Here is a 22,398-nt window from a genome sequence, read left to right on the forward strand (position 1 = left end):
CTGAGGCGCTGAGTGCTGACTGATGGGGGAGTTCGGGGTGATTTAAGTATGAAACTTATACGTAATAGTAATGCGGTCAAGCCGCAAATTCTATCTGTTCGTTACTTCTATTTATACGCTCTAAGGCTTTGTGGCCTTTTTAATGAATCGAATCCTAGGCCTGCGTGCGGTCCATTGAGTAAAAGCGTGGGTGCTTGGTGAGTTGTTATTGTTTTAGGAATAAACCTATGAAAGTTTACGATGTAGTTATAGTGTGCCAACGAGTCGAGTGTAAGAGTGATTTTTACGCTAAACAATTGCGGGTTTTCGTTTGTGGATAGTGTAAGATGCTGAATAGTAATGTAAAAAGAGCGATTTCTGAAAAGATCGACTACTTCATTATGAGGATTGACAGTGCTGCTATTGAACTATTACGTTAAAGTTATTGGCGAAGAATGAATTGCCGCCGTGTGACTGGTTATGAATTCCCCTCGTTACGAGTCCCCCGCCAATTACTAAAACCCCAACTCTCTACCTCATGAAAAGTGTTGTTTTTGCTCTATCCCGTTGGCTGCGCCTGCGTCCGTTTCAGTTGTTTCTGTTGCTGCCATTTTGCTCTTACGGTGATCCTGATATGACGACTAATCGTCGGGCTACGGCCAGCGATGCCGCGTTCTGGCCTCAAGTCAATGAGGGTGACTACCTCGCATTCACTCCTGATGCTGCTAACAACAGTTTCTACCTGACCGAGAAAGACGGTTTGGTCCTGGATGTTGGTAATAAGATTCTGATTCGCGCCGGCAATTACGGTCGCATTTTTATCAACGGATCATTTTGCCAAAACACCGAAGCCCAGCCTACGGTGGTCACTAATTGGGGTGGGCAGGTTCGTTGGGGAGATGTTCAGGAGAATTCGCAATACCGTAGCCTGGAGCTCGTTGACTTTGCGCACGTCCACCTGACCGGTAGATATGATCCGATTGCGCAAACCGGAGATCCAAATTTTCTCGGTCACAATGGTGGCCTGGACTTCGATACTGGGGATTACTACGAGAAATATGGACTCTGGGGAAACCAGCGATGGTCCGGCATGTTATACGGATTTACGAATCCAAATTGTGTGCGCGCCAAAGGCTTTGAAACCTGTAAGGTCGATTATGTGGCTGCCTGGGGAGGCGGATTCGCTGGCTTTAATTTGAAGTCGGATAATCCAGCGAATCCTGGGCGTGTAAAAGTGGACGTGCAGGATAACTTCGTTGGTTTTGTCAATGGCGAGGGCTTTTATATCGGCTATAGCACGACGGCTATAGGCCAGGATTTAGTGGAGCTGACGATGCGCAATAACGTCATTGTTTTCACTGGAACGGAAGCAATTCAAACGGACAACCTGTCAGCCGGTTCGATCATTGAACACAATGTCATTGTGGGCACAGCCACTACCTACCGGGCACCTTTCCACGTATTTCAGAATGGAGCGCATCAGCTATCCCATGTTGAAGGCGGTGTTACCGTGCGAGACAATGTTATGGTCGGTGGTAAGCATCACATGGAGGCCATTCGCTGGCGAGAGATAGAGATAGGGCGCGCAATGCCCGATCCACCCAAGAAGGTGATTATCGACAATAACTATATCGGTATGGGTAAGCTGCGTCCTGGATTTATTGATCACAGCAGTGGCCTGACGGACTACGAAATTACCAACAATATTTTTGGATTTTTCACTTACCCGCATACGATGGACAGTGAACCCGGCATGGATCAACCGGGGGCTCATTTTCTGATTTCAAACCACGAAGGTCCGATACTATTCAGCGGCAATCAGTTCCATCACGACGCCTTCATCTACGAAATGGGAAGCGGCGACGATTCGCTGATCACGTCCAGTGGCGATGAGTTTGGCTTGCCTGCGCAGTTGGTGTTTGAGGAGTCCGGTTTTCCGACTGAAACCGACTGGTCATCGATCACCCGGTGGACGCCAGTCTATGAAACCTCGGAGATGCTGGGCGTGTATGTACCGTATGAGGTAGGCGACGTTGTTCAGTATTTTGACGCCACTGGTGAAACGAAATTTTTTCAATGCATTCAAGCACATGCCGGTGACTTCGATCCAAACACCTCGCCTGCTTATTGGCAGCAAATGACTTGGAATGGGCGTAACTTACCACCTCTCGACCTTCGCCTACAGGCAGACACATTTTTCAGCTATCGTGGAATAGGGTTAACCTATAATCAGCCTAATCAAAATGCCGCCGACTACGAGCCGCCAGTGCTCAATCTAGTGGGTGGAGATATGAGTATTCTCATGGGAGAAACCTTCGTCGATCCCGGTTGCTTGGCGAATGATAATGTCGATGGGGACATGACCGACTCTTTACAAATCTCTTGGATTGGTGCACCTATTGATACTTCGATAGCAGGAGAATGCGTGATCCAATACAAGCTGACGGAGGCAGACAGTGCGGGCAATGTCGCGGACCCTGTTTATCGGCGCGTGATGGTTTCTGCTCCCGGCAATGTCGTTACAAAAACGGTGAAGCTCAACTTTCATCGCAACTCAATGGCGAACTTGCCAGACTGGACGGACTTGGCGAATGATAGCCAGGGATTGCGCAACACCGGGCCAACCAACACCACGTTGAATGACAGCAGTGGCGCAAATGCAGGGTGGTCGCTGCTAATCGACAACATCAACGGCGGTTATTCCGAGCACTACAGGACGCACAGTAACGCCAGTGGTATTCAGATCGGCGATTTCCCGGCGGAAGTGACAAAGGTTGGCCTGCGTATTCGCAACCCGCATGAAAATCCCTGTGTGCTCGTTTTTACCGGAATGAACTCAACGCGTTATTACGACGTCGAATACACCGGGTATGAAGAAGGCACTGGCGTGGAACTGACATCAACTTTGCATGAGCTAACGTCCGATATCGCTGACAGCATCAACATACTGGGCAATACAGATGAGATCGGCTACTTGCCGAATTTAGTCACCGATATAACCGGGCAGCTGGACCTCGAATTCTATACGACGGTTCCCGATGGGCGGCCGAATATCAGTGGCCTCATCATTCGGGAGAAAAGTGGCTACGGCGCGCTGGGGGCGCATCCTCAATTGCAACCGGTGGGAAATATCTCGTTTGAGCCGAACGCGTCATCATCACCGATCGCTCTCGCGCTTAGCGACAGTGATAGCAATGCGGGGGAGGTGACCATTTGGGTCGTGTCCAGTGATCCTTCCGTGGTGCATCCGGAGGACGTAGTCATTACTGGATCCGGCTTGACCCGGAGCATGGTTGTGCAAGCAACCGGAGCCGGATCAGCAACGGTTAGTTTGATTGTGAGTGATGGTTACCACATTAGCACGATCGATTTTGTAGTGGCTGTTCAAAGTAGCGCTTTGTTTGCGCAAGACTTCGATTCGTCGAACTTCGTTGCGGATTTCTTTAATGCAACGTCGCCCACGTCAGGTGAGTTTCTCGATATATCTTCGGAAATAAATGGCGGGGCTTTCAGCATTGATACTGGCGCGCTTAAGATCGTTCGCGGTGCGAGCTCTGGAAGTGACAACGATGCTGGCTTCACGCGCACGGATGATTTTCTGGGAAACCCGGACCAGCTACACATTGCGTTCGATATGCAGATTAGCGATGTGGATGTCGTTTGGAATGAACTGTTTCTGATCGAGCTTGGCAGTTGGAGCGGTATCAGCGATTACGATGCAGGCGGGTCATATCAGGATTTATACCAACGCTTGGAGGTCAAAGGCCATGCGGGCGAAAACTTTAAAATCAAAATTGATGGGCAGACTTCGGCGCTGCTGCCTCTAGATACCTGGTGCGCGTTTGACTGGTATGTCAACCACACGGGGCAAAGCCTGAATTATATCGGCCCGGATGCGCAAACTTATGCGCTCGGTGCTGATCAGTGCGACATCTGGGTTAACGGCGTGCGTCTCATTGCGGGAGCAACTCAGGGGAGCTTCTCCGGCGCATCTATCGATGATTTCCGCGTTCGCTTTTCATCGAGCAACGCAGTCACGGCGCGGTTTGATAATCTGGTGATCCGCGATCAGTTTTAGTCGGTGCTTTCAGCCAGGCTGTTTCCATCTCATTTCGCCTATCTACACATTCCTATGAAAACTCGTAGTATTCCCACTTCGCGTTGCGGCCTATCGATGTTCGCGCGCTTCACTGCTTCGGCAGTGCAAAAACGAATCGCCAGCGCAGTGCTTGCACTGGCCTTTCTGACGCCGATGGCCCAGGCCGAAACCTGGAATCCGGTTAACATCAATACCAATGGCGCTCCGAATGGCTACTGGGAGTTTTTGCCCGACGCCTATATTAACAACGCCACGACGGACTACGCGCTCCTCATCTTCTTTCATGGTGCGGGTAACGGCGGCAATGGCTCGACTGAATTGGTTCAAATTCAAAATCATGGACTCAACAAGGTACTCAACACAACCAGTCATGCGCTGCATGACTACTTTGCCAATGGCGAGGCCGTGGTGTTGTCACCGCAAACATCGGGCGACGGTTGGAGTCCGGCGGCCATTCGCGAGTTCCTCGATTTTGCCCGTGATCAGTACCGGGTAGACCCACGGCGGATATATCTGACAGGCTTAAGCGCAGGGTCCAACGGTATTCATGGCTTCATTGAGAACGATCCGCTGCCGTACGATGTATCGGCATTTTTAACGACGGCTCTCGCTGGCGCACTGGATCAACCGGGCGCTGATAAGATCGCCAAGGTAACGCCTTACTGGTGCGCCACGGCCTATGGCGATGGCTACGGGGGCATTGGCACGGCGAGCTCCACAGTGAACCGGATCGCTGGTAGCCTGGCTGGCACCGCGCCGACCGATGTGCGCAGCACATACCCCGGAAACGAAGGGGATGCCGACTATGTGGCCACGTTCGACATTACCAATGGCTGGACCTGGGAGAGCGGCCGCGTGCCGACCGCTGATGGATATCCGCGCATGACGATTTTTACCGGTTCATCGCACAATAGCTGGGACCGCACCTATGCCACTCAGGATATGTTCGACTGGCTGTTTGCCCAGGTAAAGCCGGTGACGACAATCAGCACTCCGGCGGATGTAACGGTCTCGGACTATGGCCAGAGTATTACGTTTAGCGCATCATCAGTCGATGCCGACAGTAATGCGATCACCGGCACCGACCTTCACTGGAGTAGTAGCTTGGATGGCGTTCTTGGCACGGGTGCCAGCATCAACGTCAGCAACTTAAGTGTCGGCGTGCATACGATCTATTGCATGGGAATCGATAGTGCGCATCGCGGCGGCTATGATACGGTCACGGTCATCGTGCCCAACACTAATGCGTTTACAGCAAACTTCGATTTCGGTCCGGCCGAAACCCCGGCATCTGGGTGGAATTCCGTCAACGATGAGGTCGATGCGCGCATTGATGAAGTGCTCGATGCCAACGAAAGCCTGAGTGGCCTTCGCTTTGAGATCGTGACGCCATTTGCCGGTCGTGCGTCGAATGGAACGAACTCGACTACACTTTACCCGAACAATGTTCAACGCGACTATTTTAACACGGCTTCGAGCAATCCGCAGGGGCAGATTTTGGTCAGTGGTTTGAATCCCGGTCAGGCTTATGACTTTACGTTTTTTGCCTCACGAGATCAGGGTGGCAGTGCGGTATTTCTAACCCGCTACACGGTGGGTAGCAGCTCGGCTACTTTGTCCGTGCGTCAGAACACAGACCAGACTGCCGTGATCAGCGACTATATGGCCGACTCAACTGGACAGGTCCTGATCACTGTCGAGCGCGACGCTAGCATGTCTAGCAGTGTTCTTGGCTTCCTCGGTGCGATGGTAATCGAAACTGACGGGGACTCCGGCGGCTCAGCCAACGTTGCGCCCGTTGCGGTCAACGACAGCGCAACAACCGATGAAGACGTTGCGGTGCTGATCGATGTGCTCGCCAACGATAGCGATGCGGACAGCAGTCCGTCTGAGCTGAGCATCGCCTCGGTTAGTCAGCCGAACAATGGTGTGGCTGCCATTCAAAATGGCGAGGTGCTTTACACGCCTAATGCCGGTTACTTCGGATCGGATAGTTTCAGCTATACGGTGACCGATGGCGAAGATGCCGAGAGCGCGATGGTGAGCGTAACGATCGACGAAGTGGTGACACCGCCGCCCAGCTCGGGTTCTTTATTTAGCCAGGACTTTTCGGCTTCGACCAATGTGCAGGACTACGTTTCGGCGCTGCCGGATACAACCGAGTTCGATGACATTAGCGCAGAATCCGGTGCCGGGACTTGGTCCATCAGCAATAGCCGCTTGTCGATTACCCGCAGTGGTTCTGGCAGTGACGCGGGCTTCAGACGCATCGGCGATTCCTTGCTTGGTAATCCAGACTTGGTGAGTCTTAGCATGGATGTGGCTTTGAGCAATATGTCAGAGACGTGGAGTGAACTCTTTCTGGTCGAGTTCGGCGATTGGTCAGGGCTGCTCGATTACGGAAGCCATGGCAACTCGGCCTATCTCTTTGATCGCCTGGAGGTGAAAGGCAACGGGACCGACGTTTACAAACTCGTGCTTAACGGCGAGTCGTCGGGCTCCATTCCAACTGACGGTGCGGTACGTCGTGTCCGTTGGCTGATCAATAACTCCGCCAGCTCGGTGAACTATACGGGCTATGAGCAGACGAATCCCGCCACCTACAGCCTGGCTGCTGGAGAGGCAGATATCTGGGTGGATGGCGTGCGGGAAATCGCTGGTGTCGCAGTGGGCCCGGGCTCAGGCACGGTAAACATCGAGGACTTTCGTGTGCGCTTCTCAGCGACGACCACGTTTACTTTCGAGCTGGATGCAATGGCAATCAGTGACACCTTTAGTGAATCGACCAACGCCGCGCCAACGGCGGTTGCGGATAGCGTGTCGGTCGACGAAGGGCAGTCCGTTTTGATCGACGCATTGGTGAACGATAGCGACGCCGATTCCGGGCCGAGCGCCTTGAGCATTGTGGCAGTTGGTGCGGCAAGCCATGGCGTGGCGAGCATCGTTAGCAATGAGGTGCAGTATGTTCCCGATGTTGGTTTCTACGGTAGCGATTCCTTTAGCTACACGATCAGCGATGGTGCCGATACGGCGATGGCGACAATCCAAGTCACCGTCAACGACACGTCGATTGCGGCAAACCTCACCACGGCCGGCTTAGCCGGTCAAAGCATCGGCACAGGCTCCGGCTCTAGCCGTATTCTCCTGGGCGGCAGTTGGGAAATCAACGGCCAGGGCGCGGGTGCCAGCGGAACTACGGATGCGCTCTATAGTGAGTTGGAAACGATAGAAGGAGACTTCTCGGCCTTCGTGTTACTTCAGGATTTAGCCAACGAAGGTGCGGCTCCATTGGCTGGTCTAATGCTGCGTGAGTCCACCGCGGCCAATGCGGTCATGGTGCAGTTTGGCATGGCGGCGAATTCCAGTCTATCGTTGGCCAGTCGCGCAACGACTGGTGCCAGCGCAGTTCTCGAAACCCCGACCAGCACCGCGACATTGCCCGATGCCTGGCTCATGATTGAGCGCGTGGGTGACGTGGTCAGCCTGGCGGTTTCTGAAGATGGCGTGAGCTTCACCGTCGTGGACGACGTAACGATCACCGGTCTTGCCCAGAGTTTGCAAGTTGGTTTGTTTGCGCAAAGCGGTGACGGCGTCACGAGCACGCGCGCGGTGTTTTCCGATTATGCGATTGAGGCCGCGTATGCACTCTTCGTGCGGGACTTCACCAGTTCGTCAACGGTTGGCAACTATGTTTCGTCCGCGCCGACTGCGAATCTCTTTGATGACATCAGCGCAGAGACCGGCGCAGGAAGTTGGTCGATTGCGAACGACCGGTTGACGATTACACGCCTGGGTACTAGCGATGACGCTGGCTTTAGTCGCATGGGAGATTCGCTGATCGGCAACCCGGACTTGATCAATGTGACGTTGGATTTCGCCATCAGCAACATGGAGGAAACCTGGAGTGAGCTGTTTCTAGTGGAGTTGGGGGATTGGTCTGGCTTCCTTGACTACGGGAGCAATGGCAACTCCAGCTATCTCTACGAACGTCTGGAAGTAAAGGGCGACGGAGATGGCTATTACAAGGTCGTGCTCAATGGCAGCGCAGCCGGTTCGATAGCTGCCGACGGCAGCGTGAAAAGCCTTAGCTGGCTGATCAACAATTCCGGCAGCAGTGTCAATTACACCGGTTTGGAGAGTACCAGTCCAGGCAGCTATTCACTAGCTGCGGGCCAGGCGGATGTCTGGCTGGATGAGGTGCGCGTGCTCTCGGGCATAGCGGTGGGACCGGGTTCCGGAACGGTGAACATCGAAGATTTCCGCGTCCGCTTCTCGGCGACCCCGAGCTTTACTTTCGGGTTGGATCGGCTTCTCATTGAGAATGCGTTTTAATCAAGATTCATTGTGAATCATCATTGGCGCAATCTTGGCTATGGTTGTCTGTCAACTGCTTGGCCCCGGCACTCGTCGGGGCCAACGAACTACGCAATCATTCCCTGGTCGACATTAGGCATGGCACCGCACTCCGGTGATTTGCTCGGCTTCCAGTTGGCAGTGAATGACAAGCAGCGAAAGCTGGCGGGGCAGTGTTCACCATTCTATGGATGGGGGCGCCAGCCAACGCGCTTTGCCCACCTCGTCCTGGAGTGAGTTAAGCGGCAGGTTGAGTGGGGCGTTGGGCGTCGCGGTGAAGTTCACGGTAAGGCTGCGGCCGTCCAGCTTAACCATTTTCAACGCAAGTTCGCCTTCGAGCAGCTCAATGCGCAGCGCGCTTTCTTCAATGACCACTTCGCCATAGCCGCTGGCGGTACTGAAGAAGCAGCGGAACGGACGGCTGCCCGTGTAGGGCTTGAGCGACAGGCTTTGTTCGACGGCGCTGTAGCGGAAGCCACTGAGCACTTGCAGTAGCGCGTAGCTGGACATCGAGCGTGCATAAAAACTGCCGCATTCATACTCATCCCAAGGGTTGCGCGCCACGCCATCGAAGCGCGAACGGAGCGTGCGGACGATCTCCAGGCCTTCTTCGATCATGCCTTGCTGGATCATGTGCGTGGCCGCTTGATACTCGGAGCCGGGCCAGACTTCGTCCGAATAAACAAAGGGCAGGCTGGGCTTTTCGCCAAGTGGCCAAGTGCAGTTGAGCACGCCTCCCTCGGAGCCCATGGCATAGCCGGGGCGCTGCGGGATGGGGTGTGCGGAGAGGTCCGCCTTGAAGTTGTGGCGATGAATGCTGCGGAGCGCGCTCTGGATGGATTGCGGGTTCATCGGCGTGTCGATGCCGTAGAGCTGCGCCCAGTTGGCACCCACGACGCCATCGGTCAGGCAGCCTTTGCCGATCTGATATTTTGGGCCTTCGGCTTGCAGGATCTTGAGGGTATCGGGCGACTTGTTTTGGTAGACGTCCGCGCGCCAGAAGTCCGGATCGAAGTGCAGCTTTTGCTCATAAAATTCGCCATTGAAGAGCACGCTTTCGAGCTGGTGATTCGCCTTCTGTGACAGCTCGCGGTAGCGCGTGGCTGACTCTGGATCGCCCAGGTGTTCCAGCATCTCGGCCATGGCGCAGAGTGCGCCAATGTAAATGGTGGTGCAGAGCGACTCAGGGCCCCAGAACTCGATGTCGAACGTGTTGTGATGCGGGGCGTTGAGCAGCCCGGTCTCGTCTGCATCCCACGTGGCGATGCCATACTCCAGCGCTTGCCGCGCCTTCGGGAGCAGCGACTTTAGCCAGGCATCGTCGCCGGATATTTGCCAGTCGCGGAACAACTTCAAGATGCCGCCAAACTGGCCGTCTGCCGCTGCATGGTAGTCGTGCTTGGTGGGGCCATCGGGAATCGCCGCGCGAAAGGTTACGTGGCCGTCGGCATTCATGGAGTAGAGCCACTCCTGTTCGCGCAAACTGCGCTCCAGCGGCGGGAAAAGATGCGGCATGGCTTGGGCGTAATTCCAGACATGGGTGCAACTGCCGGGGCAGCAGCCGCTATCGGGAAAACAACCCTCCCAAGCCCAGACTTGGCCATTGGCTTGGCGCAGGACCGTGGGCGAGGTGAGGATGCCAAGGTTGGCCGAAACCGCGTCGAGCGCCTCGGCGGGCAAGGTGGAGCGAAACAGCGCCTGCTGAAAGCCGAGCGTGCGATCGCGCAGTGAGGCGTAGTGTGACTCCACGTAGCGGACAACGGCTTCGGCGTCGGCCCAATGTGCGGCGTAGTAGGGGCTCCAGCTGGGCTCAGCGCAGGCGTCATCGTCGCAGCAGCAGTGCAGCACTTCTTGCTTCTGGTCGGGCTCTTCGGCGTGACCGAGCCGCAGGTGCGCGTTGGGGAAATGCCAACCAATGACGACCGGGATGACCAGTGTCTCGCCGGGCTCCAGTGAGACATCGACCAGCGCGGAGCCGCCGTTGCCACCCTTGGAGCGTGGGGCGTCGGCACCGTCGTTTGCCTGGAAGGCACCATTGCTGACTTCTTCCCAAAGCATGGTCATGCCGTCGAACCAACCGCCGCGATGCCACATCGCCTTCAGTTGGTTGGCGCCGTTGGGCAGGATAAATGCCGAGCTGCCAAACGAGCCATCCTGCTTGGCGCGGGTGCTGTCGAAACGGACTCCGCGCCCGTCAAGGCCATGGTTCAGGCCATCGTCTTTGCCTTCCCAGGACTGCGCGAGGTGCGACATGTGAAAGGTGAACTCCGCTTCTACGCGCGCGCTGCTTGTGTTGGTCAGCGCGTACTCCAGACACAGCGTGGGCAAGCTGGTGTTTTTATCGTCGAGTGGAATGAAGGGGCTCCATGCGGTGACGGTTGCCCGGACGGGCATGATGGCGTCGCTCAGGCAGACCTGCGAAAACGGGTAGGCCCCGCGAAACTCGCATTCGCGAAAGCGCGGGTAGCCCTCGTAGCCAGCGCGGCGATAGCCCTGGCTGTGCAGGCCCTGGTAGAACAATTGCTCGCGCGGAATCGGGCCCTCCAGCAGGCGCGTCGTCTTCGAGCCGTCCTTCAGGTGGAGGATACCGAAGGCCGACGGTTCGCGGCGCAGATACGTTTCGCGATGAGCGAGCTCGGGGCGGTTCATGACCGAGAAGTTAATGAGGCCGCCGTAGCCGCTCATGCAAATGCTGCCAGCGCCGATGCCGCCATGAGGCATGGCGACTTGTAATTGCTTTCCGGCGGGGTGCTGGCGGACGCCCAGGCCACTGAGTTTGATGGGAGAATAAGGCATGATTTCTTGGATTTTAAGAGGAAAGCGCGTTGACCAAATGACGTTTTCGTTTAGTCTCTGCCGTATGAAAATGAGGAGCCGTGGTGCGCGAAAATGTGCTGCCTTCACCGCTTCCATGGTCGGCTAAGTATCGCCGACTGCGCGACCAAGCGTCGCCGACTGTAGAACGAAGTGTCGCCGACGCTTCGTGGGAGTGTCGGCGACACTTCTGTTGATTCCCCAGAGGGTAATGATCACCATGCCCCTGGGCTTCGAGTCGCGAAGCACCGGTGTTTTGAGGTTCCTTTACCCGGAGCAAACCGCGTGGGGCGCTAGCGGCGCTGACGCCGCCGACACGCAAGCAAACCAAGACAAACCGCGCCGAGCATGAGCGCGTAGGTTGCTGGTTCGGGGACCACGGTGCCTTCGAGGGATACGGAGTCCCAGCCCGCATATTCGTTACCGCCTCCGGTCCAGGGTGTTGTGGAAAGGCGCAGGGTGACGCTGCTGGCATCGCCGATGTTGATTGTTTCCTGGACCCAGGCGTCGGTGGAGAAATTGTTCTCGCTGGGCGAAACGAAGGCAACGGGAGCGCCGAAACCCGAGCCGGTATCGATCTCATAATACATCTCGTCGCCCGGGTCCATTTGGAAGACCCAATAGTAGAACGAAATGCTGATGTTCGTGTAGCCCGAGGTATCGATGTTGGCGAAGGTTTGGGTAAGGTTGCCGGAGCGTGCATTGAGCGTGTTGACGCCTGAGAGGTCCTGCATCGTCCAGAAATCAGATCCGGCTTGGGGCGCGGTGATCGTTTTAAAGCTCGCTGAAGGCTCCCAGACATCGCCCGAGGTGTTGGTTTCGGCGGGGTCGGGGGTGTAGCCCCAGGTGTCCGCGGCGTCACCGTCATAACCTTGAAACGCGATCGAGGCCGCGCTGAGCGACGCCCAGGGCGCACAGGCGAGCCCGAGGATGAGGAAGGCGCTGGAGGAGCGCCGCGTGAACACAGAGGGAATGTGCCGGGAGAGGGCATGCAGGGTATTGGGAGTCATGGCTATTAGGGTTGGGGGGCACAGCGTTGCTGCTGTTGCATTACCGCAATCCTAATAGTGGCAATTAGGCTTCCTCAAGGAAAATTGTCAGGATTCCGGGATGCGGTCCTAGCCGTTATTGTCGGACTCGGCGTTCCACTCGATGAAGGCGATCCAGGACAGGGCCGTTTCGGCGGAGAATCGGACCGTGATCTCGCCGCTCTTGCAGTCGAACACGGTAGTGAAATTGGCTTCGGCGGAGTCGCTGCTGGGTTGGACATTGTTCTTCGATGGCGCTGCATTGCCATCGGCTAAAAGCAGATCAACAGCGCCCCGCTTGCCTTCGGCAAAACCCTTGACACGATATTTTCCGGGCTTGACGGTGAGCTTGAACTCCGTGCGCGGGCTGAAGAATGTCTTGTCGCGAAGCAAGGGCAGTTTGCGTAGTTTTTCCTGATCCTGGTCGCGGGTGGCGGCTTGGGTGAAGCCGTAGCCGGTTGTGCTTTGGAATTGTGTGTCCTTGGTCACGGCGGTGAATGGGCGGATCAGGCCTTCGCCCCGCAAGAGGCCCGGATAGGCTGCGCTGCCAAAGTCAAACAGGTAGGCCTGGCGCTTTTGCGACTCGGCAATGAGCTGCGCGTGTTGTTGCTTGGCGAGCAGCGCCTTGTCCTTGAGCGCCATGAGCGCGGGCGCTTGTTTGATGTTGGAGAGATAGACGGGAAACTCACCGACGGCCCAGCCGCCGTTTAATTCTTTTTCCGTCGCATAGCCAAAGGCGTCCGTAAGTGTGACGGTGCCGAGATCGAGATCGACGCGTGCATCACCTTCCACCGCCCATGCGCTGACGACGAGTCCGTGATTGGTGTTCCACAAATAGAGTCGCACGTTGTCATCGGGGTAGGGCAGGCGAATGCCTTCGTTGACCCCCGCGCCATCGAGCTGACGTATCATCGTAGCCATGGTCAGCCAACTGGGGCGAAGCTCATGGTCGGTGGTAACGAGCCCCGCACCCGCGTGCTGGGACGGCGTCGAGCCTGCCTCGCGATAATAGAACACGCGGTCGATGCCTTCGGCCAGGGCCATCATGATGCAGCGGGGAATTTTGGCGGCTTGCATACGCAGGGTGCTGCCGATCTTTCCGCCGACGTCGTAGCCGGTCTCGGTGATCCAGATTTCCGCGTCGGGTTTGAATTGATTGCGCCAGGCATTGAGGTCGCGCAGGTTTTCCTCGTAAGTCGACGCGCCGGCCATAGCTTCACCGGTGCGGTCGGCATTGGGATCGAGCGTGGCGGTTTCCGGCAGGGCTTTGCCACTGTAGAAGTGGACGTTGATAATGTCCGTGAAGTCGAGCGGGTGCTTGCCATCTTCGTAGGTGTAGGTGCGTAGTTGGTCGACGAGCTCCAGCGCAATCCCGGCATAGCTCGAGTGCGAAATTTTCACGTTGGGATCGGCGCGCTTGCCGGCTTCGGCGGCGGGGCGAAACATCTCGAAGTATTCGCCCATCGTGCCGACCCAGAAGCCCCAGTTGGGGTTGTCCAAATTGACTTCGTTCCAAAGCTCCATGAGGCGGAGCTGATCTTTGCCGGAGACTTTGTCCGACGTCATTAGCTCGGATGCGGGGTGCTCTTTGCCGCCGAAGCGCGCGATGGTCTGGAACACGCCCTCGGCGTAGTCAGCGTAGTCCTTGGGCGGGTAGGAGAGCTGACGTTTTTTGGTGACGCCCTCCGGTGCAGAAGTTGCCCAGTGCGGGGTGAGGAAAAAGTAGCTGGTAAACTGGAAGCCCGCATCGGTGTAGGCTTGCGCAATCTCATCCTGCTTCACATACCACGGGCCGACGGAGCCGTCGTAGGCAAAGTAGCCTTTGCGCGGGTTGACGAAGGCCCACTTCAGGTTCTCAAAACGCACGTAGCCAAAGCCTAGTCGTTGGTTGAGGCCGATGAGTTTCGGGTCGGACACGTTGATGCCAAACCGGGACTCGGCGGATAGCTTTTCCGGTGCCTTGGGCAGCACGTATTGGTTGTCGTAGAGTTGCTCGAAGTGGCCGCCGCCGCTGATCATGGCATTGAGGAAGTAATAGCCGGGCGATAGCATGATGTTGGATGTGAGCGGCAGTGTCTTGGACTCGCCGGGCTTGAGGGTAAGCGTCTGGTCGACTTCGTCGAGGTAGCGGCCGACGTCGGGGTATTCCGGCATGGTTCCCGATGCCGCGGGGCGACCTTCGTAGAAGTTGGAGTCCACCTGGATGCTGAAGTTGACCTCGCACTCAATGGGTTGGGAGCTGTTGTTCTTGAGCGTCAGATTTCGCGTGATCTTCTGGCTGGGTTCGGAAACGTTTTGTGCATCGAACGAGGCAGTGAAGGTTGCGTCGGTCTGAGTGGTGGACTCATATGGGTTGACGCCCTTTAGCTGGCTGGCGTTTTCCGCATAGAGAGGCAGGAGGCTGATCAGGGAGAGAGTTCCCAAGGGAATGAAGTGACGGGGGATTGTCATGGCTTTATGTCGGGGAATTTCCGCCCTTGTGGCGGTGGATTAAAGGGTGATTTCGAGAACGTTGATTTCGTCGGAAAGTGACTCAGTGCAAATCGGATCGTCATTGATCGGAATGCCATTTAAGGTGCGAGAGGTTTGGCCAGTGCGCCGCCAGTGGATGACGAGTTTGCGGCCGCGATAGGTGCGGGTCAACTTTGCATGCGGCCAGTCAGTGGGCAGATCGCCGGAGATTTGCAAACCACCGATGACGGCCTTGACGCCAAGAATGCCTTCGATCGCGCAGCGGAATGCCCAACCGGCTGCGCCGGTGCGCCAGGAGAATAACGAGCGTCCGGCGCGATCACCAGACTCCGGCGCGGCGTAGGAATTGGTCAACGAAAACGGTTCTTGGCGGCTCACGCCTGGCGGGTTGTTTGGGTTGGTCGGCAGAATGCGTTTAAAAATGTCGAGCCCGTAGTCCACTTGCTTTGTCATGCAAAGTGCGTAAGCCATAAACATCGTGCCGTGGCAGTAGTTGCCGCCGTTTTCCAGTGTGCCTGGTGGTGTCGCGCTGAGGTGCCCGATAGCGGGGTCGTAGTTTTGGTAGGGCGGGGTGAGCAGGCGGAATCCGTGTGCGCACTCCAGGCGTTCGCGGACGGCCTGAACAATGTGGGGCGTCTGTTCCTGCGTTGCGATGCCGGAGAGCATGCTCCAGGCTTGGGGTAGCACATAGATGGAGCCGTGTTCGTTGGTTGGGGCACCTACTGGGGCGCCGGCATCGGTGAATGCGCGGCTATACCACTGACCGGTCCAGGCTTCACGGCGGATGATGCTGATCAGCTCAGCATGGCGCGAAGCAAAAGCTTTGGCGTCTTGCTTTGCATCGCAAAGTGTTGCGATTTCAATCATCTTGGCGAATGACTCAACTAGTGCCATGCTGGTCCAGACGCTTTGACCGCGCCCTTCGCGGCCAACGCCGGTTAGGCGGTCGTTCCAGTCGCCAAAGGGCATCAGGCAAAGGCCGCGGTCTCCCCGATGTTCCCAGAGGTAATCCACTGCGCGCTTGAGGTGCTCATAGGTGGTGCCGCGTTGATCGGATTCGAAGAACGGGGCCTCATGCTGGAGGACATCCACGTCGCCGCTTTCGGCGATGTAGGCGTGGGTGGCGAAGATAAGCCAAGCGCCACCATCATTATATTGGTCGCGCACAATGGGAGCCCAGCGTCGAACGGTGCGTCCATCGGGATACTGGTAAGGCAGGCAGTCGAGAATCATCTCACGAGAGCGTGAGGCATCCAGCAGCGTGAAGGCCCAGGCGTCCTGGTTGCTGTCGCGGAATCCCTTGCCCCAGCCACGGTTCCAGTACGCGCAGTAGGTAAGCTGATGCTTTATCCAGGTATTGACGAAGAGGTCGAACTCGGCGTCTGGTGTCTCAACTTCGATGCGGCTGTAGAGCTCATTTTGCCAGGCAGACTGCTGGTCGCGCGAGTTTGCAATGTCACTGCGCGTTACGCGTTGGTCGTCAGTGGTTACGCGTTGACCAAGGCCCAGAGTGAAATGCATTTGCCGCTCGGTGCCGGGCTTGAACACGCAGTCAATAAAGCCAGCGAGAATGGGCGATTCGATCGGAGAATGGTCATCGGGCCATTGCTTCAAGAGCGACTGCGGACGCGCTCGAGAGCCGTAAGCTCCAGTGAAGTCAGTCTGGTCAAAGAGATGTCCATTTAGCGGTTCGCTTGCTTCGAGCCATGCGGTGTGCTGGCCCGTCGAGTCAAGGAGATTGGTGGTTTCAATAACTCTGCAATCGGTCGAGTGGCGTGCCCGAAACACATCGGTAGCGCCAAACTTACCATCGCCCATGGAGAGATTCAGTTCGCAGAGGAAAACGATGCGCCATTGTGAGATGGCATTGCGTATATTGTGCACCCGGATTTCGAAATACTCGCGCGGATGCGTTGCGTCTACTGATTGCGTCACCTCGACTTGCAGGCCATATTGCTCCAGCATTGTTTTGCTGGTATTGAGGCCAATGCGGTGCTCGAAACTGTGGTATGAGTCATCGCAAAGTGGCGCATAGCCGGGATTGAAAAGCTCACCGGTGTCAGTGTTTTGGAGATAAATGTATTTGTTTCCGCTCCAGTTTAAAAGCGTGATTTGACCATCTGTAGGCTCCCGCGAGTAGCTGATGCCGCCGGAGCAATGGGTGGGCTGCGCATTGTAGCCCATGTTCCAGAGGATATTCTTCCAAGGGCGGGGTGCTAATGGAGTGTTTAGGACGAATTCGCGGTTCTTCTGATCAAAGTATCCAATTCCGTCGACTGAAATGTCGTTGGAGCTGATAGCGACTGCGGATTCCGGTATTACCTCGGGTGCTGAGCTGGTCATGATTTAAAAGCCATGTAAATTCAACTATTACGTATACGCAATAGAAAAGTATAGGATTCCAGTTTGACCGTTAGTTGGCCTAAGTAATTGTCGTTCGTGGGCTGTTCCCGGGAATCGGTTCGCTGGGCACTGGGGTAGGAGTGGAGCTTTTAATTTTGTAAGTTTCTATATACTAATATTTTAATGGAATATTGTATGCCGTAATAATTCGGGGTCTTTGTTGGCTTTCCTGTTTTGATCCCGGTTAAAGTGAATGTTACGAATGTACTTACACAGTTAATTGATTCGTGTGATGTTATTCTAAAATCGCTTGAAGCTGCGTTGTTTAGAGTGATGACGGTAATTCTTTCAAAGATTCTTATTGCTTTTACGTAAAAGCAATCGTAGCTTTTCGTCGTCTAGAGATAATCACGCTCTCACCCCAACCCAAAACATACATTATGAAGACGCACTTACTCCCGCTTACTCTCATTGGCATGTCCGCCATTTCTGCTTCTGCAGTAACTATTGTGAATCAAGGCTTTGAGACTTCCGGTGATACCTGGAATTTTACGCTCGATCCCAATGCAACCTTCGATGGCGGTGGTGACACTTGGGCCGCGACAACCGGGATGGCCGGCTTTTCTGCTATAACTGGACCACAACAAGGCACGCAGTACTGGGGTGGCCGCGACATGGATGGTAACGCCGCCTTCACTAGCTCGACTCGTGGTTGGCTCGTCTTTGAGGATATCGATGTCTCGGGCTACGAGAGCAAAACACTGACTTTTTACTGGTCGGGACAAAGTGCGGTTGAGGAGATCGGTTATTTGGTGGCCACCACCACTGACGGCAACAGCGCTTCGATTACCCCAAATCTGGACATCCTTACGCCGGTCAGCGGTGGGGTGACATTGGCGGCCAACGAAGCTGGTACTTTTTTACAGGACTGGACCGAAGTTACGATCAACATCGCTGACAACGTGACCAATGTATCCTTTGCTCTGTATGGCCTTTCCGATGGTGGCACCCGCTACCTGGCATTTGATGATGTCGTGCTTGCGGGCACGGTTATTCCGGAACCGTCGACGGTAGCGCTGGGTGTGGCTGGCCTGGTCGGTGCCGTGGCGCTTATGCGTCGTCAAAAGCGTTCCTAATTGTTCATCGCGGCTGAATTTTCGGTCCCGATTTTTTCACCTTTAGAGCGTTAGGGCTGGGGGGCTCTTCGCGCACGTTTTCGCTTTGGCGGCGCACTATGGTTCTGGCCGTAGCCGCCAAAGCGAAAATATTCATTACCCCATAAAACATCTCTTACTCCGCCCAACTCATGATGTTCTATCCCTTTAAGGCATGTTGTTTGTTCTGTCTGATCTCCCTGATGGCACCTTTGGCAATTGCTGGAGAATGGGTCAGTGGTCTGTTTCAGGGAGATTGCGCCATGCCATATATGCTTTATCTGCCCGACGACTTTGATGCAGATGGTACCGAGCAATATCCACTCATTATTAACCTCCACGGACAAGGGGAAAAGGGCAAGCCTGACGGCAGTGACAATGGCGATCAGCTCGATCCTGCGACATCGCGTTGGACGAGTTCTGCCAATCAAAATTATCAGCGCTCGATGGTCCTTGCGCCTCAGGTTGTCACCGATGGGCCTGGCACTGGTAATTGGACAAACTACCGCGAGCTTTACACGTTTGAGGACCTTTTAGACTACGTGGTAGCGAATTATCCGGTGAACGAGGACCGCGTATACATATCCGGTATCTCGATGGGCGGCAATGGCGCTTGGTTTTATGGCGGTCAGTTTCGTGATCGCGTTGCGGCGATTGCACCGGGGGTTGGCTATGGATCTCCCAAAGAAAGTTACCCGTTGAAGGATATGCCTATTTGGACGATCACTGCGGATAACGATAGTATCAGCTTTAAAGGCACTTTGAGTTACGTTAATTTAACAACACAATATGGGGCAAAGCCGATCCTCACTCAATATGCAACCGGGGGCCATGGCGTCTCAGGCTCGGGCTTCGCAACACCGGGTTTCTATGAGTGGATGATGGCTCAACGGCGTAATCAGCCCGCGATGGAGCTGCAACATCCCTTCGTGCGTATCGAGTCGCCGACCACAGATGATTCACTTTTTACGAATGATGCTACGATCAGCCTGAGCGGAACATTGGGTGATGAAACTACGGCGGTTACTGTCGTGCGTTGGACACGTTACGGGCCCGATGGTGAAGAGGCGAGAGGTGATGCCACGGGTGTAACGCCTTGGAGCGTTGACGATATTCCGCTGGTTCAGGGAGACAACCTGATCGTCATTGAGGCGGAGGGCACTAGCTACAGCAGTAGTAAAGGCGGGATGACGAAATTTCGGGATAACATTCACGTGCGCTACATGCCTGTTGGCGCGGAGACAGAATACCCGACTGTCTCGATCGTTTCACCGGATGCGGGACCAGATCGCTACGAAGTAACCACCGACAAGATTTCCGTAGGTGGCACTGCCTCGGACAATGTTGGCGTTACTCAAATACGTTGGGCTAACAACCGGGGGCCGATTTCCGGTACGGCATCTGGAACTGACAATTGGATCGTTCCAGATATTCAGTTGGAGTTCGGACTCAATGTCATTCAAATCACGGCTATTGATGCCGCGAACAATCGCACGACTGTGGAGTTTGATGTTTGGTATGATAACCTCAGCGATAGTGGTAGTGGCAGCGGAAATCAGCCACCCGTCATAACGCTTCAGGATGACTTTACGCTCAGCCTGCCCGTTAACCGAACTGCGATCAGTGGGGAAGTGAGCGATGATGGCCTGCCGGATGGAGCAGGGATTTCCACCGTGTGGTCGATGGTCAGTGGGCCGGCCCCGGTCCACTTCGATGATGTGTACCAAGTCGATACGTTTGCTGATTTTTCTGCGGCGGGCGTTTACATCTTGCGGCTATCTGCTGATGACTCGGAGGAGTCGTCAACGGCAGATTTGATCGTGACGGTTAGCGATACTCCGATTGGTGCCGCAAACACATTATTTTATCAGGATTTCGGGACATCCAGCGTTTACACGGATTACATCAGCGACGACCCAACGCAGTTCTTTAATGACATCAGTGCCGAGACAAATGGCGGAGTTTGGTCAATTGATAGCGGTGTCCTCATTAATGTGCGAAGCGGCGTTACCAGCAGTGATGACGATGCGGGGGTAACGATTTTGCGAACCATGCCTGAAGGGACTGAGTTGGTGAAGGTATCCTTTGATATGGGTATCATGAATGCCTCCAGCTCATCGGATCTGTTTTACATCGAGATGGGAGATTACGGGAGCATCATTGACTATGGTACGGCGGGTTCGCACAGCGTCCATGCCGCACGGCTCAATGTGCGGGGTGGGGGTGCCAACAAGTTTTCCGTGCGAGTAAACGGTTCCAATGTCGGTGACTATCCGGCAACTGGCGAGCTACTGAATTGGACTTGGTACGTGAATCGGTCTTCAGCGGAAGCTTCCTACACCGGCCCGGATGGCGGCGTTTATGTGCTTTCTGCGGGGGCGACTTCTATCTGGATCGGAGATGCGATCATCCACGGAAACTTGACGATGGAAACCGGATTTACGGCCGCGCTGAGAGACTTTCGGATCAGGCTGAACTCTGGTGTCGGCATCACGGTAAAGTTAGACAATCTGAAGATTGAGGACGCGTTAAATTCCTCACCTCCGGACTACTTTGGCGGATGGGTGGACGCGGAAGGTTTATCCGGTTCCGATGCCGTTGCCAATGCTGATCCAGACGGAGATTCGCTGCCAAACATTCTGGAGTTTGTGCTCAACCTGGACCCTGGCGATCCGCGCAACGAGAGTGAGAGAATGCCTGAGCAAACTATTGTTCAAATGGGAGGGCAGCGGTTTTTGCAACTCGTGTTTGATCGCTTGGAAGCTATTGGAGCAGTCTCAGTGATCATAGAAGTTTCCGATGATTTGAATACGTGGTATTCGGGGCCGGAATACACGCTGCTCGCTGCGCCGGCTGCAAACGGAGATGGCACGGTTCGCATGCAAGTGATGGATCGAACGCCTTTATCCGGCGACGACTGTCGATTCATGCGCGTGAGGGTGGCGGAGTAAGCGCCAATTTGCTGACTTTTTCGCTAATAAGTAATAGACTGGCCTTGCGTGCTGCGGTCGTTGGGGTTCGAAAAATAGCCTCGCTGTTGGGTTGTAAAGCCATCCGGTTTGCTACTATGTTATGCGTTAGATGAGCGCAAAACGTGGTAGGAAACCAAAGAAAGAAGACGCACGCCCCAAGGTGCAAGACCTGGTCGCATTGACGGGATACTCGCAGGGAGCGATATCGCGGGCTTTTAATGGCGGTGAAGGCATTAGCGATTCGACACGCGAAAAGATTCTTAAGGCAGCGCGTGAGATCGGATACCATCCTAATCCATCTGCACGAAACTTCAAACGGGGATACTCGGGCCGCATCGGCATCATTTTGCCCAACTTGAGCAACTCGAATTATTCCGAGCTCTACGAGCATCTGGATTTGATCAACACCGAGGCTGGGTTGTCGACCATTCTGGCGCTCACGCATAACTCTCAGGAGGTCGAGGCGGATACAATGCTTCACTGGTCCGCTGGTGAGACGGATGCGTTTGTGGTTAACCCCGTTCCTGATATGGTGAATTTGCCGCTTTACTTGAAATTAAAGTCCTGGAGATTCCCGATTCTGTTTTTATACGAGAGCTGCGGCGAACAGTTTGACAGCCTTACCATTGATTACCGGATGAGTATGCGTCAGGCGATGTCCTATCTTCGGGATGTGGGCCATAAAAAGGTTTCCTACGTCGGCACTGGCATGAAAGATCGTCCCGTCGGCAAACACGCGATGTTCATCGAATGGGCGCGCGAGTTTGGGCTGGTGTATGATGAAGAGCTATCGGTGATCGGGGTGGACGGCGATGTTGCCGGCCAGCGGGCGTTCAGCCATTGGCGGTTAAAAGGGCAGCGCCCTACAGCGATCGTTGCGTTCAATGACCACACGGCGATGTCGATCATCAGCGAGGCCGAGGGGGAGGGCATTCGCATTCCTGAAGAAATGTCGATTCTCGGAAGTGACGACATTGCCAGTGCGAAGGCCGTGGGTTTATCGACGATTCGAGTGGACCGTTTGAACATGGCTAAGACTATCGACGAGATTCTGCGCAATCGCATGAAAGACTTTGACTCGCCGATTCAGCTGCAACGCATGACTTCGGAGCTCGTGGTGCGTCGCACGATGGGGCCGCCCAAGAAACGCTAGTGCTTTAATATAATCCACGATTTTGCTGAGT

9 protein-coding genes are annotated in these 22,398 nt (G+C 55.1%); 5 read left to right on the plus strand and 4 right to left on the minus strand.

Annotated elements, in window-relative coordinates; translation table 11 throughout:
- The first annotated feature begins 517 nt into the window (after positions 1-517).
- Both O3S85_RS03235 and O3S85_RS03240 read left to right on the plus strand, forming a co-directional pair.
- Positions 518-4,057 (plus strand): immunoglobulin-like domain-containing protein, encoded by a 3,540-nt coding sequence (locus O3S85_RS03235; protein ID WP_269537810.1) that lies wholly within the window; start codon positions 518-520, stop codon positions 4,055-4,057.
- Positions 4,058-4,111: 54 nt separating this feature from the next.
- Positions 4,112-8,410: an Ig-like domain-containing protein gene (locus O3S85_RS03240; protein WP_269537812.1), complete on the plus strand. Its 4,299-nt coding sequence runs from the start codon at positions 4,112-4,114 to the stop codon at positions 8,408-8,410.
- A gap of 198 nt (positions 8,411-8,608) precedes the next feature.
- Here the strand turns inward: O3S85_RS03240 and O3S85_RS03245 are convergent, their stop codons facing one another.
- The 4 genes from O3S85_RS03245 to O3S85_RS03260 form a co-directional block, all read right to left on the minus strand.
- The gene (locus O3S85_RS03245; RefSeq protein WP_269537813.1) at positions 8,609-11,227 is read right to left on the minus strand and encodes a GH116 family glycosyl hydrolase; all 2,619 of its coding nucleotides are present in this window, start codon (positions 11,225-11,227) and stop codon (positions 8,609-8,611) included.
- 311 nt (positions 11,228-11,538) lie between these two features.
- Positions 11,539-12,255: a PEP-CTERM sorting domain-containing protein gene (locus O3S85_RS03250; RefSeq protein WP_269537815.1), complete on the minus strand. Its 717-nt coding sequence runs from the start codon at positions 12,253-12,255 to the stop codon at positions 11,539-11,541.
- Positions 12,256-12,363: 108 nt separating this feature from the next.
- Complete coding sequence (locus tag O3S85_RS03255) at positions 12,364-14,724, minus strand: glycoside hydrolase family protein (protein ID WP_269537816.1); 2,361 nt, start codon at positions 14,722-14,724, stop codon at positions 12,364-12,366.
- 39 nt (positions 14,725-14,763) lie between these two features.
- Positions 14,764-17,088 (minus strand): GH36-type glycosyl hydrolase domain-containing protein, encoded by a 2,325-nt coding sequence (locus O3S85_RS03260; RefSeq protein ID WP_269537817.1) that lies wholly within the window; start codon positions 17,086-17,088, stop codon positions 14,764-14,766.
- Positions 17,089-17,528: 440 nt separating this feature from the next.
- Between O3S85_RS03260 and O3S85_RS03265 the strand changes: the two genes are divergently transcribed.
- The 3 genes from O3S85_RS03265 (at position 17,529) to O3S85_RS03275 (ending at position 22,367) form a co-directional block, all read left to right on the plus strand.
- Positions 17,529-18,224, plus strand: a complete 696-nt coding sequence (locus tag O3S85_RS03265; RefSeq protein WP_269537818.1) for a PEP-CTERM sorting domain-containing protein — start codon at positions 17,529-17,531, stop codon at positions 18,222-18,224.
- 281 nt (positions 18,225-18,505) lie between these two features.
- Entirely contained in the window at positions 18,506-21,193 is a 2,688-nt protein-coding gene (locus O3S85_RS03270; protein WP_269537819.1) for a carboxylesterase family protein, read from the plus strand.
- Positions 21,194-21,323: 130 nt separating this feature from the next.
- The gene (locus O3S85_RS03275) at positions 21,324-22,367 is read left to right on the plus strand and encodes a LacI family DNA-binding transcriptional regulator (RefSeq protein WP_269537820.1); all 1,044 of its coding nucleotides are present in this window, start codon (positions 21,324-21,326) and stop codon (positions 22,365-22,367) included.
- The last annotated feature ends 31 nt before the right edge of the window (positions 22,368-22,398 follow it).

The sequence above is a fragment of the Cerasicoccus sp. TK19100 genome (genome assembly GCF_027257155.1).
Lineage (GTDB): Bacteria > Verrucomicrobiota > Verrucomicrobiia > Opitutales > Cerasicoccaceae > Cerasicoccus > Cerasicoccus fimbriatus.